Annotated in this window: 14 protein-coding genes; 2 read left to right on the forward strand and 12 right to left on the reverse strand. The window is 55.5% G+C overall.

Going from position 1 to position 13,558, the window contains the following annotated elements:
* Together H6X51_RS11270 and H6X51_RS11275 are read left to right on the forward strand one after the other, a co-directional pair.
* Positions 1-436 (forward strand): DDE-type integrase/transposase/recombinase (locus H6X51_RS11270; RefSeq protein WP_185267626.1); only part of this gene is annotated, 436 nt, incomplete at its 5' end.
* Between the two features lie 185 nt (positions 437-621).
* A complete protein-coding gene (locus tag H6X51_RS11275) occupies positions 622-1,464 on the forward strand; it encodes an SDR family NAD(P)-dependent oxidoreductase (protein ID WP_185267627.1) in 843 nt (280 codons plus the stop codon).
* 6 nt (positions 1,465-1,470) lie between these two features.
* Here the strand turns inward: H6X51_RS11275 and folE are convergent, their stop codons facing one another.
* The 12 genes from folE to H6X51_RS11335 all read right to left on the reverse strand — a co-directional run bounded on the left by folE (position 1,471) and on the right by H6X51_RS11335 (position 13,554).
* Complete coding sequence (folE, locus tag H6X51_RS11280) at positions 1,471-2,028, reverse strand: GTP cyclohydrolase I FolE (protein WP_185267628.1); 558 nt, start codon at positions 2,026-2,028, stop codon at positions 1,471-1,473.
* Positions 2,029-2,040: 12 nt separating this feature from the next.
* The gene (gene folM / locus H6X51_RS11285) at positions 2,041-2,757 is read right to left on the reverse strand and encodes a dihydromonapterin reductase (RefSeq protein WP_185267629.1); all 717 of its coding nucleotides are present in this window, start codon (positions 2,755-2,757) and stop codon (positions 2,041-2,043) included.
* A gap of 1 nt (position 2,758) precedes the next feature.
* Positions 2,759-3,631 (reverse strand): cache domain-containing protein, encoded by an 873-nt coding sequence (locus H6X51_RS11290; protein ID WP_185267630.1) that lies wholly within the window; start codon positions 3,629-3,631, stop codon positions 2,759-2,761.
* A 57-nt stretch (positions 3,632-3,688) separates the two neighbouring features.
* The gene (locus tag H6X51_RS11295) at positions 3,689-4,813 is read right to left on the reverse strand and encodes an acyl-CoA dehydrogenase family protein (RefSeq protein WP_185267631.1); all 1,125 of its coding nucleotides are present in this window, start codon (positions 4,811-4,813) and stop codon (positions 3,689-3,691) included.
* A gap of 24 nt (positions 4,814-4,837) precedes the next feature.
* Complete coding sequence (locus H6X51_RS11300; protein ID WP_185267632.1) at positions 4,838-5,638, reverse strand: crotonase/enoyl-CoA hydratase family protein; 801 nt, start codon at positions 5,636-5,638, stop codon at positions 4,838-4,840.
* Between the two features lie 11 nt (positions 5,639-5,649).
* Complete coding sequence (locus tag H6X51_RS11305) at positions 5,650-6,708, reverse strand: acyl-CoA dehydrogenase family protein (protein WP_185267633.1); 1,059 nt, start codon at positions 6,706-6,708, stop codon at positions 5,650-5,652.
* Complete coding sequence (locus H6X51_RS11310) at positions 6,708-7,859, reverse strand: acyl-CoA dehydrogenase family protein (RefSeq protein ID WP_185267634.1); 1,152 nt, start codon at positions 7,857-7,859, stop codon at positions 6,708-6,710. Before H6X51_RS11310 ends, H6X51_RS11305 begins: the two co-directional genes overlap by 1 nt.
* A 106-nt stretch (positions 7,860-7,965) precedes the next feature.
* The gene (locus H6X51_RS11315) at positions 7,966-9,273 is read right to left on the reverse strand and encodes an amidohydrolase family protein (protein WP_185267635.1); all 1,308 of its coding nucleotides are present in this window, start codon (positions 9,271-9,273) and stop codon (positions 7,966-7,968) included.
* Between the two features lie 220 nt (positions 9,274-9,493).
* Positions 9,494-10,768 carry a cytochrome P450 gene (locus H6X51_RS11320; protein ID WP_185267636.1) on the reverse strand — a complete coding sequence of 425 codons (1,275 nt, stop codon included), beginning with the start codon at positions 10,766-10,768 and terminating at the stop codon, positions 9,494-9,496.
* A 169-nt stretch (positions 10,769-10,937) separates the two neighbouring features.
* Complete coding sequence (locus tag H6X51_RS11325) at positions 10,938-11,441, reverse strand: carboxymuconolactone decarboxylase family protein (protein WP_185267637.1); 504 nt, start codon at positions 11,439-11,441, stop codon at positions 10,938-10,940.
* A 35-nt stretch (positions 11,442-11,476) separates the two neighbouring features.
* Positions 11,477-12,652 carry a thiolase family protein gene (locus H6X51_RS11330; RefSeq protein ID WP_185267638.1) on the reverse strand — a complete coding sequence of 392 codons (1,176 nt, stop codon included), beginning with the start codon at positions 12,650-12,652 and terminating at the stop codon, positions 11,477-11,479.
* Positions 12,649-13,554, reverse strand: coding sequence for a 3-hydroxyacyl-CoA dehydrogenase (locus H6X51_RS11335; protein WP_185267639.1), 906 nt, complete (start codon positions 13,552-13,554; stop codon positions 12,649-12,651). The genes H6X51_RS11330 and H6X51_RS11335 overlap by 4 nt, the downstream gene beginning before the upstream one ends.
* Between the last annotated feature and the right edge of the window lie 4 nt (positions 13,555-13,558).

Here is a 13,558-nt window from a genome sequence, read left to right on the forward strand (position 1 = left end):
CTTTGCGCGGCGAATCGTTGGCTGGCGGGTAAGCAACAGCATGAAAACGGATTTCGTTCTGGATGCCTTGGAGCAAGCCCTCTACGCTCGTCAGCCGGGACAAATGGGCGGTCTGGTTCACCATAGCGATAGGGGCAGCCAATACGTCTCTATCCGTTATACGGAACGCCTCGCTGAAGCTGGAATAGAGCCCTCTGTTGGCAGCAAGGGAGACAGCTACGACAACGCCTTGGCTGAAACCATCAACGGGTTGTACAAAACTGAGCTGATTTACCGCCAGTCCTGGCGCAGCCGAGAAGCAGTGGAAATCGCAACCTTGAAATGGGTTCACTGGTTCAACCACCAGCGCCTACTGGGTTCGATCGGATATATACCGCTGGCAGAAGCTGAGGCAAACTTCTACCAGCAACACATCGGTCAGGCCATGGCTGCCTGACTTAAACGAAATAGCCTCCATAAAACGCGGTGCGATTCAGTCATGATAGAGTACAGGGAGTGTGAATGTGTTTTATCCGACTATGCGGGGTCATAGAAAACCGACCCTGCCCGCTCAAAACATTGACACTTTGCCTACTTGTGTGCAATAAGAAGAAAATCCATCACTTAATAGGTTAGGTATAAATGCGTACATGGCTCATAACAGGTGCGAATAGAGGCCTTGGCTGGCATATAGCTAACGCCGCCATTGCAGCAGGTGACAACGTAGTAGTAACCGGACGAAACCTTGAGAAAATAACTGAAGCATTTAGTGGCTATGACGCTAAGAAGGTCGTTACCCTTGCACTCGATATCGCCGAAGAAGATCAGATCAGGAATGTAGTGCAATCCGCCGTCGCCATTTTTGGGAAAATCGACATCCTGGTTAATAACGCCGGTTACGGTCAGCTGGGCCCCTTTGAGAACAACAGCCCTGCCGATATAGACAATCAATTCTCCACTAACGTATTTGGCATGTTCAACATGTGCAGGGCAGTACTACCCATAATGCGCAAAGAAACTCACGGACATATATTCAACATTGCTTCGATTGCCGGACTTGTCGGAATGCCTGGTGCCAGCGTGTACTGCGCTTCAAAATTTGCGGTAGTGGGGTTCTCAGAATCACTGGCACAGGAAGTTGCAGATTTTGACATCAAGGTCACTGTGGTGTCACCCGGCTCATTCCGTACCGATTTTCTGGATGCCAGCTCGGCTCACTTTGGCAGCGCAGATATTCCGGAGTACGCCGAGTTTTCCAGGAAAATACGGGATTCGTCCGAAAGGAACAATCATACTCAACAAGGCGACCCAGCGAAGCTTGGCAGCGTCATTGAGCAATTAGCTCTTGATCCGCAGGCACCCACTCATTTCGTCGTGGGCTCCGACGCCGTACAAATTGCGTCCGGCAGGCTGAATAGCAGAAAACTGGAGCTTGAAGCATGGCGGGAACTGGCGACGTCTACCGATACTCCGAACCAAGGGTAACCGTTACTATTTCCCAATCAGCTGCAGAAACTCCTGGCGTGTATTACCGGACTCACGGAATGCACCAAGCATAACCGAGGTATACATGCTGGAGTTCTGTTTCTCCACTCCCCGCATCATCATACACATGTGCTTGGCTTCAATAACTACCGCGACACCTCCAGCATCGGTCACCTCTTGTATAGCTTCGGCAATCTGGCGAGTCAGGTTTTCCTGTATTTGCAAACGACGAGCAAACATGTCAACAATACGTGCGATCTTGGACAATCCTATTACTTTACCTGTCGGCATATAGGCCACATGCGCCTTGCCTATAAAGGGCAACATATGGTGCTCGCAAAGAGAGTAAAGTTCGATATCCTTGACGATCACCATTTCGTCGCTATCTGACTCGAACAGCGCATTATTGACTATCTCTCCAAGGGAAAGTTTATAACCCAGGCAAAGAAACTGCATAGCTTTTGCTGCTCTTAGCGGAGTGTCCAGCAGACCACCGCGCTTTGGATTTTCTCCAAGATTCAGCAGTATTGACTCATAATTCTGTGTCAGGTTTTCAAGGCTCATCAATATTTTCTCTTACGCAAGTTTCAACATACCGCCGCCATTAAGATCCAGGCAAGTACCCGTTACATACGGATTATCCATAAGGTATCTAATTGCCTGATAAACAACCTCCGGGCCAGGCTCCACACCAAGTCCGGAACGGGAGAGAATCTGTTTCTTGAATGCCTGACTGTCACCTTCGTTGAACATGATCAGGGCCGGAGCAATGCTGTTGACTTTGATTTCTGGGGCCAAGCGCGCGGCAAAAGACCGAGTCATATTCTCCAGGCCTGCCTTGGTGGAAAGGTACGCAACATGATCGGGACTACCACCGAGCGCATCGTGATCAGTGATATGGATGATGTCGGCACCGCCCTGCCCGAACCACTTCGTGGAGGCCATATTGATCATGTACGGGGCCTGCATGTGCACCATATACATGCTCTGAAAGCCTCCGGCAGTTAACCCCTCATCCTCCAGCCAGAGAGACGCGTTATGAACAATGGCACGCAGGTGGATCGTCTTCTCTGCCAGGGTTTCAATAAATTGGGTGATGCCCTGCACACTGGAAAAATCGGCTAGCATGGCCTCAATACCTTCGTCCTGCCAATCTGGCCTGAGCCAGCGACAGGTAACGATGACATGAAAGCCGTCCTCAACCAGGCGGCGTGCGCAATGCAAGCCTACCCGTTGAGCGCCGCCAGTGATAAGCACCACCGGCTTGGTCTTGAGTCGGGCATTCTCGGGCATATCAATCGTCCTTCACTCCGCCCAGGTAGTAACCCACCGCCACGATATAGTTCTTCCGGGTTTCGAATAAAGTGACTTTCTGCTCGTTTTTACGGGTTACCGGGTTTGGCCACAGGTAGGTAATGCTGCCACTTCCGTCGCTGTCCGATGCGTCGAGGATCTGTTGGCCAATCGGATGGTTATCCGCCGAGTGCAGCTTGCGAAAATCGCTGCTGACCAGTCGCATATTGTATCCGTGAGCAACGAAACGTTGCGTGTCACGATCAATGACGAAGGCATAGAGGTCGTCCCTGAGAAACGCTGCATCCAGCTCATTGATTCGCTCGAACGTCTGCTGAGGAGCTTCATCGACAGCACCGGAAACATAGCTCAACAGTGTTTTCGCTTCTTCGATGCTTGAACGTTGTATGTAATAGCCCACCGAAAATATCTTGTCGTCCACTCGCTGATAAAACACGCGCTTGCGCTCTTCTCCACCGCCCTGCCAGTTCAGCCAGCGGTAATCGGCATAATGAATCTCATCACTTTCCGGCAACGCCAACGCCGCCTTGAACCCCTTGTTCAAGTGATCATTCAGTGCGCCGCTGACGTCCCGACCAATGAGGTTGGCCGAAGGGCCGCCGCTGGCGAGCATGATGCCTTGGGTGTCGATCACGTAAACGTAAAGCTCGTCTTCGATAAACGCGCCCTGGCGGCTGAAGGCAGCAAAGGCACGGTCTCCATTTTCCTGATAGTAATCGACAGCCTTGCGCAAAAGTGATTTAGCGCGATCGGCCTCTTCAGCGTAGCGATCTTCCGGGATGCCTTGACCAAATACGTTGGCAACAAGGAATATTGCGACAACCAGGATGATATTTCTAAAGACCAATAACACAGGCTATCTCCTTTCTTGTTTTTTTTAGCCGGCAAGCCCTGAAGAGTCCGCCCTTTTTCAAAGATTCCTGCTGATGATCTCTTTCATGATCTCCGAGGTACCACCGTAGATTCGCGCAACACGGGCATCAACCCAGGCACGCCCTATCTTGTACTCGCTCATGAAACCGTAACCACCGTGTAACTGGAGCAACTCGTCAAGCATCTTTCCCTGCATCTCGGAGCCGAGCAGTTTTGCCATCGCCGCTACATCGGCGGTCAACTCACCGGCCATGACCTTTTCCAGACAGTCGTCCACGAATACCCGCAACATTGTCGCGTTGGCTTTCACTTCAGCCAGCTTGAACCGAGTATTCTGGAAATCAAATACAGTATTACCGAACACCTTGCGCTCACGGGTATAGGTAATTGTTTCTTCGAGCAGTGTTTCAATCGACTGTGCCGCGCGCAACGCAATGATCAATCTTTCCCAAGCAAGCTGATGGGTAAGGTACTTGAATCCCCGATTCTCTTCGCCGAGCCTGTTGCTTACGGGTACACGCACGTCATCGAAAAACAGCTCGGCGGTGTCCTGACCTTTAAGACCGATCTTGTCGAGCAGTCGGCCCTTGGAAAAGCCGGTCCGGTCTGCCTCCACGCACACCAGTGTAAGATCCTTGCCGGCAGGATCCAGCTTGGTAGCCGTTACCACCAGGTCGGCGTTACCGCCATTGGTAATAAAGGTCTTCTGACCAGACACTACGTATTCATCACCTTCCTGGCGTAGTACGGTGCGCATGGATCGCAGGTCACTGCCGATTCCCGGCTCGCTCATGGCAATCACGCCGATCATCTCGCCGCTGACCATTTTGGGCAGCCATTTATGTTTCTGCTCTTCTGAACCGTAGGCGACCAGATAAGGGGCGACGATCTCCGAATGGGTAGTGAAACCCACAGCGGTGGCGTTGACACGTGCCAGTTCTTCGATCATCACTGCCGAATGCCCGAAATCACCACCCGCACCGCCGTATTCTTCAGGCACAGTTGAGCACAGCAAGCCCATTTCGCCGGCTTTCAGCCATACCGCCTTGGGCACGATACCGACCGTTTCCCATTCGTGCAGATTCGGAACGATTTCCCGCTCGATAAAGCGACGAGCCTGCTCTCTGAACATGTTGTGGTCTTCACGAAATACTCTTCGCATCGTGACGCTCTCCTTGACGGTGTGTTACTGATCTTTGTAATCGGGCTTGCGCCTTTCCACGAAAGCGTTGACCGCCTCCTGATGATCGGCGGTGTGGTGCGCCAGCGATTGATACGCGGCGGACAGCTCCAGCAACGAATCCAGCCGCATATGCTGACCCTCGCGCAACAATCGCTTGCACAGGCGCAGGGCATGGCCGGGATTCGCAGCGATGCGCTCGGCCAGCGCCAGAACCTCGGACTCGAGATCCTCGGGAGCACAGACCTTCTCCACAAGCCCCCATTCAAGCGCCTGTGCCGCATCAATGGTATCCCCGGTAAACGCCATCAGACTCGCCTTGGGAATACCGATAATCCGGGGCAGCAGCCAGGCACCGCCATCACCGGGAACAATACCGAGTTTGACGAAGCTCTCAGCGAACAGCGCCTTGCTGCTGGCATAACGAATGTCGCACATGCAGGCCAGATCCAGCCCGGCACCGATAGCAGGCCCGTTGACGGCCGCAATGATCGGAATATCCAGCTCGTAGAGCGCCAGCGGGATTTGCTGAATACCATTGCGGTAGGTATCACGCAGTTGATACGGCGAACCACCGAAAATGCCCTCTCGGCTCTGCATGTCCTTGATGTTGCCACCGGCGCAGAACGCCTTGCCGTTGCCGGTCAACACCATCACCCTGGCGCTCTGGTCACGCCTGAGCTGCGCACAGAGATCGACGAATTCCTGCATCTGCGCAGGGTCGGACAGCGCGTTGCGGGTATCCGGACTGTTCATCCTCACCACTACTACACCGCCGTTTCTTTCAACTCGAAGAAATTGCTCCATGGGTGTAATCCTTATTCTGAAATAGGAAGCTGTTCGTTGTGTGATTGCGTAATGAGCGGCCAGAAGCCTTCCGCACCGGCATTGCACACAGCCTCTCCGAGCAACTTGCTCCAATAGGTGGACGAGCCAAATTCGCTGCGCCAGGCCCACAATCTGCGGGTCAGCAAATGGAGCGAGTATTCCTGCGTAAAGCCAATCGCACCGTGCACTGAATGCCCGATACTGGTGGCCTGGCTGGCCGCATCGGAGGTGCTGACCTTGGCCGCAGCGATGCTGAACGTCGCCAACGCTGTATCAGACTGCGCAAATGCTGCTTCGGCTGCAATATTCGCAGCAGCAGCCTGTTCAGCCAGTACCGCAAGCTGTTGCTGGATGGCCTGAAACGCGGAAATGGGACGACCAAACTGTTTTCGCTCGCCTGCATAGGCCGAGGTAAGCGTCATTATTGCCGTCAAGGCACCAGCAATCTGCGCAGAGCGCAGCATCGCACCACCAGCCAACAGCACCGAAGGCGACAACCTGGCAGGCAATGGCGCCGAAGCCAAGGGCAGCGCGGCGGAAAAGTGCAATATATCGCGCGGCTCACCAGCAACGTTCACACCCTCCACAATACGTTCTGCGGCGGCCGGCTCCAGCAACACCACGTCATACCCCGCGTCGCTGGTCACGACAGTAACCACCAGTTCGGCGTTACGTCCCCAGGGGACATAACGCAGTTCACCTGACAGCGCACCAGCAGAACATGTCAGGGTGGAGTCAGTGGCAACAGTCAGGATTCCGCTGCGCGAACCGATACCGCATTGCTCGAGCAACCAGTTACCCAGCAGCATTTCGACCAGCGGCACTGGTGCGGCATGCTGACCGGCCGCACGCACGATAACAAAAAGGTCAGCCCAGCTGGCCTCGGCACCACCCGCTTCCTCCGGCGCTCCGGCAAGCGTAATGCCGTTTTCCTCGAGCGCTCGCCAAAGATCGGCTGGCCACACGTCCTGTTCGGCCGCGCGGACATATTCCGGCGTAGCGATATCACTCAACAGACGCTCTGTAGTCGACTCAAAAAGTTCTCTCATTATCGAAGCCCCAGTCCACGTGCAATGATCCCGCGGAGGATTTCACGAGTCCCCCCACGCAGCGAGAAAGAAGGAGCCATCTGGGTCAGATACGCCAGCACCTGCGCGTGGTCGGATCCTCCTCCCACCTGCGGCTGATCTTCAACCAGCAACTGCAGTATTTCGGGGAGATCCTGTTCAAACACGTTGCCCAGATCCTTGACGCAGGAAGCGGCCCAGGCCGGATTCTGCCCTTCGCTGAGTTGCTGCGTGACGGCCAGGGACATATTGCGCAAGGTGACCAATCGTGCGGTGATGCGCCCGATATCGCGCGCCTGCAACGCATCAGGCTGTTTGCCGATGGCGGCAATGGCCGTGTGTATGAGGGCGATACTGCTCAGGAAACGCTCCGGGCCGCTGCGCTCGAATGCCAGCTCGGCGGTCACCTGGCCCCAGCCGTTGCCTTCCGCGCCAATCAGCGCATCGTTATCAAGCTGGACGTTATCGAAGAACACTTCATTGAAATGCTCGTTGCCGGACAGGTCGGCAATCGGTCGTATCGTAACGCCGGGCAGGGAAAGGTCGATAATGAACTGCGACATGCCGCCGTGCCGACCGCTCTCCTCTTTGTCGCCCGTACGCACTAGGGCAATCATGTAATGCGAATGCTGGGCGTTGGTAGTCCAGACTTTTTGCCCATTGAGCAACCAGCCAGCGTCAGTCTTCTTGGCATTTGACTTGATCGACGCCAGGTCGGAGCCGGAGTTGGGCTCGCTCATACCGATACAGAAGTAGCTCTCTCCGCGGCAGATCGGCGGCAGGTATTTCTCTCTCTGCGCTTCGGTACCAAAACGCAGTATCAAGGGGGCACTCTGGCGATCCGCGATCCAGTGCGCCGAAACCGGCGCCCCAGCGGCGAGCAATTCCTCGATGATCACGTAACGGGCAAAGGGTGACGCTTCGCCACCACCGTACTGCTTCGGCAGGGCCATCCCCAACCAGCCTCTGGAACCGAGCAAACGACTGAACTGCGCGTCAAATCCCATCCAGGAGTAGGCACGCTTCACTGCGGGATAACCCTTCAGCGCTTCTGCCAGAAACGCTCTGACTTCCCGGCGAAGGGCTTCTGCCTCATCGGGAATAGTGCTGTATTTAAACTGGGAGATACTCATCAACAAGTCACTCTTGGCTACTCAAAGCACCTCGGGCGACAACCGGTGGGGCAGCCCGCTGCCACTCCAGCGAGCGCCCCGCTGGAGTGGCAATATCAGCTGCCGGTTAGATTGCCGTTTTTGCGTCTGCTGCGTTGAACATCGCATTGATGTCGCCGGATGTAACTGGCTTGCCATCCTTGCGCGTTACCTCTGCACCACCCAATCCCAGCGCGGGCTCGATGCTGACATGCGTAGCCTGAGCACGCAGAGCAGCAACCGTGCAGTTCTCACGACCCAGAATCGAGAACGGATCATAAGAAAACTCCCGCATGGCGTTGAGGTGAGTGACCTTGTCGATCTGCTGACGGGTCAGGTGCTTGAGGCCCGCCCAAACAGTCTCGGGCGACTCAGGCCAGGTGCAGTCGGAGTGCGGGTAATCGCTTTCCCAGGTGACCATGTCTTCATTCATGAAGTGCAGGTTCTGCAGGCCGAAGTTGTCTTCAATGAAGCAGGTAATGAAATGCTTGTAGAAGATATCGCTCGGCATCTTTCCACCGAAATCCGCGTTGGTCCAGGCCTTATGGTGACGGTGAGTAAAGTCAGCGCGCTCGAGCAGGTACGGCACCCAGCCAATGCTGCCCTCGGACAACGCCATACGCAGCGTGGGGAACTTCTTCCACATGGGTGCCCAGATCCAGTCAGCCGCCGCGTTGGCGATGGAGATCGGCATGGTAGTGATCCAGGCATCAATAGGCGACAGGTCCGAAGCATGCTCAGCCTTGCCCCCGGAGCCGATATGGCAGCAGATCACTACATTGTTATCTGCGCAAGCCTTCCACATTGGATCCCAATACTCATCGTGGATCGATGGATAACCCAGGCGGGCAGGATTGTCGGAGAAGGACAGCGCGTGCACACCTTGCGCTGACAGCCGCTTGATCTCTGCAACGGCTGCGTTCATGTCCCAATAGGGCACCAGCATCAGGGGGATGAAACGGCCCGGCATGGCATTACACCAGTCATACAAGTGCCAGTCGTTATAGGCGCGAATCGCCGCCAGAGCGACATCTCTGTTCGAGTGGGCCTGGAAGCGCTGTCCGGCAAAGCCGGGAAAGGTCGGAAAACACAGAGAGCCCAGCACTCCGTTAGCATTCATGTCATCCACCCGGGCCTTGACGTCCCATGTGCCACGGCGCATCTGGTCGTAGCCAAGCGGCTCCATCCCGTACTCTTCCTTCGGACGTCCTACAACGGAATTAAGCCCCATGTAACCGGTGGCTTCGTCCTCGAACACCCACACATCGCGCTCCCCCCGCTTCTCAACGCGCGGCTCGCGACCTTTGAATTTTTCTGGCATGTGGTGCTTGAACGCGTCCGGCGGCTCAATGGCGTGGTCGTCCACACTTACGAGGATGAGGTCGTCGAGTTTCATGGTTGTTCCCCTTCGCTTTTCGCGGATTGTGATTGTTGATTCATGATAGACCAAGACACATAAAACTTAAACACTTTTTTGATTTGTGTATATATAGAATTTTTGCGGGACTGGCAGCGGAGCCGGCCGGCTGCAGAAAAGGGGTAAGAATGGGAATCTGAACGAAAAAAAGGCCGCCAGCAGAGCTGGACGGCCTGTTCAAGCCTCTAGAAAGAGAGCATCAATCCCAGATAACGTGCAACTGATGCGGGCCGCGCAATTGCGCACCGGTGATCTCGGGGGCAGGCTTCAACGGGTCGAGCCGTATATTAGGCATCATGTCCAGCACAGCATTGAGCGCGCAGTTGATTTCCGTCTTGGCCACGAACTGACCGATACACATATGGGGGCCGAAACCAAAACCGAACGAGGGACGCGGACGACGGTCAATATCAAACACGTCCGCATTCTCATAGACGTCTTCATCGCGGTTGGCGGAGCTGACGATGCAGGAGACCATCGCGCCCTTTGGAATCTTGACGCCACGAATCTCGGTGTCCTCTGCGGCCTGGCGAACCTTGAACGTCGCTACTGGTTCATAGCGAATGGACTCATCGATGGCCTTGTTGACCAGGCTGCGATCATTGCGTACGCGCTCCAGCAACTCGGGATTCTCGAGCAACAACGTCATCAGGGTGCCAAACGTACGCGTGGTGGTCTCCCCGGCGGCCGGTAACAGTGAGCGCACAAAGGTAGTAATTTCGTGATCATCCAACGAGCGGCCCTCATATTCAGCCTGGATGAGACGACTGATCAGATCATCGCCTGTACCACCCTCGGCGCGACGCTCGGCGACGACCAGCTTGATCGCGTCATACAGGGCACCCACGGCTTCCATCGCTGCCTTCTTGGCAGCCTGGGCCTTGGCCGGGTCTACCTGTGGCCCAGCCAGAATGGCCAGGGCCCAAGCGGCGTACTGTTTGATCTTCTCAGGTTGGTCGTTGGGGAAGCCTATGAGCGAATAAATCACCCTGATAGGAAAATACAGAGCGAAATCCATCAGATCCGCACTCTTCTGCGGAACCAGGGGTTTGATGAATTCTTCCCGGATGACGCCGTCTATGCGATCTGCTTTCCAGCGATTGACCGTGTCCGGCATGAACACTGGCTGCAAAAGGTTGCGCATGTTCCGGTGCTGATCGCCGTCCATTGCTGTAAGGATCAGTCCGTCGAAGAACGCACCCAGACCTTCAGCGATAAACCCGCTGGTAAATTGCGAAGCGTCTCGCATTACATGCATGACGTCGTCATATTTGAACAGCGTGAAGCATGGGCGATTCGGATCCACCCCTGCTATGGATGGCACCCCCAGCTGCTCCATGAAATTACCTTCCATGACGGGGTTGGTTTTCCGCATCTTCGCGTAAACGGCGTGAAGGTCGATATCACTACCTTGATAATTGCTTGCCACATCGGCAAACACCTTCTCCAGCTCGCTTTTGGGCGCATTGGACATGATCGTCTCCCTTTAATATTCTATTAATTTTGTCAGGCTAGCTACAGGGTCTGAAATTCGGTCGCTGACTAAAGCTTAAGCTCCGCAGCAGCGTAATTGAACCCTTTTAAATATTTTGATTAACTTCCATCCCCCCACACTACCACTTGGGATTGGCTCATTCCCATAATCAATATGCCTGCTGGACATAGGTCATACGCCCGCCCGCCAGCATCAGAGCGCAATACATATTGAGCTCGGTAATCTGAGGCTCACTGAAATATGGTGCCAGCGCCACATAGTGCTTGTCGTCCAGCTCCATGTAGTCGCCGGCGAAAAGACCGGCAAATGTCAGGGCAGCCTGCTCGGCGGGAGTAAACCGATCACTGTCCGTCGCCAGGCAAGCGATATCCTCTTCGCTTACCTCCTCCGACTTTCGTGCCAGTTGGCAAACTTGGCAGGTAGTGACGCTGGCGACCTTCAGCCGCACCAGCTCGCGCACACGCTCGCTCAACAGACTGTGGAAATGAAACTGTTCTAGCAACGCGAGCCAGCCTTGCGCAAGCGCTGGACGATGCGCCCATACCTGTACTGGCACGCTGGAGCTGAGCATTCCTGACTGCAGCCCCCGCTCCAGGGTGGCTGCCAGGCTATCTGGTAAAGCCGACAGCGGAACGGGTGAAATTCGTGACATAAACCACCTCGCGCCGACCCTGGTCGGCATACTTGTCAGACCAGGCGTTCGATTAGCGTAGCGGTTCCCATGCCACCAGCGCAGCATATCGCCTGCATGGCGTAGCGACCGTTACGACGTTCCAGCTCATTCAACATTGAAGTCATGATCCGTGCGCCACTTGCACCCAGAGGGTGGCCAAGGGCAATGGCACCGCCATTTACATTCAGGCGATCTGCCGACACGCCTATTTCCCTGAGCCAGGCGATAGGTACGGATGCAAAGGCTTCGTTGATCTCGAACAGATCTACATCGTCGATCTTCAGATCGGTTTTGGCCAGAATTTTACGCGTAGCCTCAATGGGACCCGTGAGCATCAGCGTTGGATCCGCGCCCACCGTTACAGTCGCTCTGATCCGCGCCCGGGGCTTCAGGCCCAAACGGGACGCCGTCTCCGCGGACATCAGCAGCAGCGCAGCAGCACCATCAGAAATTTGCGACGAATTACCTGCCGTGACTCGCCCGTTCTCCGGACGGAAGCTGGTCTTCAGGCTAGCCAGCTTTTCAAGAGAGGTGTCGCGCCGAATAGTTTCATCGGCAGTAAGCAGCCCGGTGAAACCCTCATAGCCCTTCTCGCAGTATTCGCCTGCCGGTACTGGAACAATCTCTTGTTCGAAATACCCAGCATCCGCAGCAACGGCCGCACGACGATGGCTTTCAAGAGCGAATGCGTCCAGCTCATCACGGCTGATCTGCCATTTTTCCGCCACGCGCTCCGCTGCCTCGCCCTGGGAGGTCAGCTCGTGTCGCTCCAGCGCCATCCAGCCGAACGCTTCGCCATGTATCTCGCGGTTGCTACCCATAGGCACCCGGCTCATGCTTTCCACTCCACCGGCAATCACGATCTCTGCAGCTCCGGCTGCAATGGCGCCCACTGCAGCATGTACCGCCGCTTCACCGGAGCCGCACTTGCGGTCCAGCGTCAGGCCCGGCACAGAAGCTGGCCAACCCGCGCCCAACAGGGCCGTGCGCGCGACGTTGGCCGACTGCTCTCCGATCTGCGTCACACAACCGAAGATGACGTCATCAATATGCTCGGCGGAAAGCCCCGTGCGCTGCAACAGCTCATTGATGACCAACGAGCCCAGGTGGTCGGCACGGACGCCAGCTAGGCTGCCGCGAAAGCGGCCAACCGGCGTGCGTACTGCGTCGACAATGACGATATCATTCATAACGCACTTCCTTTGAGCCCGGAACCGGGAACTCGATTGCCTTCATGGTACTGATATACGCCGTACCCGGTCTTGCGCCCCAGCCGTCCGGCAGCGACCATCTTGATGATCAGCGGGCAAGGCCGAAACTTCTCACCCAGCGTTTCATGCAAGTAACGCAGTACGGACAGGCGCGTATCCCAGCCTGTGAGATCGCCCAGTTCGAGCGGACCCATAGGGTGATTGAAGCCCATACGGAGCGCAGTATCGATATCTTCGGCGGTAGCGGTGCCCTCCTGAAGCATATACATCGCCTCATTACCCAACAGCGCAGACATGCGACTGGTAGTCAGGCCGGGAGATTCGTTGACGATGATTGACGTCTTGCCAATCGCATCGCAAAGATCCTTGACCCTCGCGACAGTTTCATCGCTGGTAGCCAGTCCGCGAACCAGCTCGACCAGCTTCATCTTGTGCACCGGATTGAAAAAATGCATCCCTATGAAGCGCTCGGGAGCAGGAACCGATGCTGCAATTTCGGTGACACTCAGGGCCGACGTGTTACTGGCGATGATGGCGTTATCCAACATCAGACTGGCGGCCTGCATAACCACCGCCTTCTTGATTGCAAGCTGTTCGGAAACGGTCTCCACCAGCAGGTTGGCGCCTACAGCTGCCTCGGACAAGTCTGCATTGACCGTCAGCCGATCCAGGGCAGCCCGCCCCGTCTCTTCACTGACCTTGCCCAACCGGACACCATCACCCAATATTTTTTCAATACTTGCATAGGCTTTCTCGAGGGCAGCGGCATTGGTATCCACCAATACTGTCTCGAAACCTGAGCTCGCGAAGGCATGGGCAATACCGGTGCCCATCAGACCTGCGCCCACTACCACTACCTTGTTGCTTTTGTCAGCACCCATGATA

This window comes from Halopseudomonas xiamenensis, assembly GCF_014219065.1.
Classification (GTDB): Bacteria; Pseudomonadota; Gammaproteobacteria; order Pseudomonadales; family Pseudomonadaceae; genus Halopseudomonas; species Halopseudomonas xiamenensis.

What these genes read in the sequence shown, in the direction of transcription:
- H6X51_RS11295 (WP_185267631.1), bottom strand. Translation starts at nt 4,813, where the DNA reads ATGCGAAGAGTATTTCGTGAAGACCACAACATGTTCAGAGAGCAGGCT.
- H6X51_RS11315 (WP_185267635.1), bottom strand. Translation starts at nt 9,273, where the DNA reads ATGAAACTCGACGACCTCATCCTCGTAAGTGTGGACGACCACGCCATT.
- H6X51_RS11330 (WP_185267638.1), bottom strand. Translation starts at nt 12,652, where the DNA reads ATGAATGATATCGTCATTGTCGACGCAGTACGCACGCCGGTTGGCCGC.
- H6X51_RS11300 (WP_185267632.1), bottom strand. Translation starts at nt 5,638, where the DNA reads ATGGAGCAATTTCTTCGAGTTGAAAGAAACGGCGGTGTAGTAGTGGTG.
- folM (WP_185267629.1), bottom strand. Translation starts at nt 2,757, where the DNA reads ATGCCCGAGAATGCCCGACTCAAGACCAAGCCGGTGGTGCTTATCACT.
- H6X51_RS11335 (WP_185267639.1), bottom strand. Translation starts at nt 13,554, where the DNA reads ATGGGTGCTGACAAAAGCAACAAGGTAGTGGTAGTGGGCGCAGGTCTG.
- H6X51_RS11325 (WP_185267637.1), bottom strand. Translation starts at nt 11,441, where the DNA reads ATGTCACGAATTTCACCCGTTCCGCTGTCGGCTTTACCAGATAGCCTG.
- folE (WP_185267628.1), bottom strand. Translation starts at nt 2,028, where the DNA reads ATGAGCCTTGAAAACCTGACACAGAATTATGAGTCAATACTGCTGAAT.
- H6X51_RS11305 (WP_185267633.1), bottom strand. Translation starts at nt 6,708, where the DNA reads ATGAGAGAACTTTTTGAGTCGACTACAGAGCGTCTGTTGAGTGATATC.
- H6X51_RS11310 (WP_185267634.1), bottom strand. Translation starts at nt 7,859, where the DNA reads ATGAGTATCTCCCAGTTTAAATACAGCACTATTCCCGATGAGGCAGAA.
- H6X51_RS11275 (WP_185267627.1), top strand. Translation starts at nt 622, where the DNA reads ATGCGTACATGGCTCATAACAGGTGCGAATAGAGGCCTTGGCTGGCAT.
- H6X51_RS11320 (WP_185267636.1), bottom strand. Translation starts at nt 10,768, where the DNA reads ATGTCCAATGCGCCCAAAAGCGAGCTGGAGAAGGTGTTTGCCGATGTG.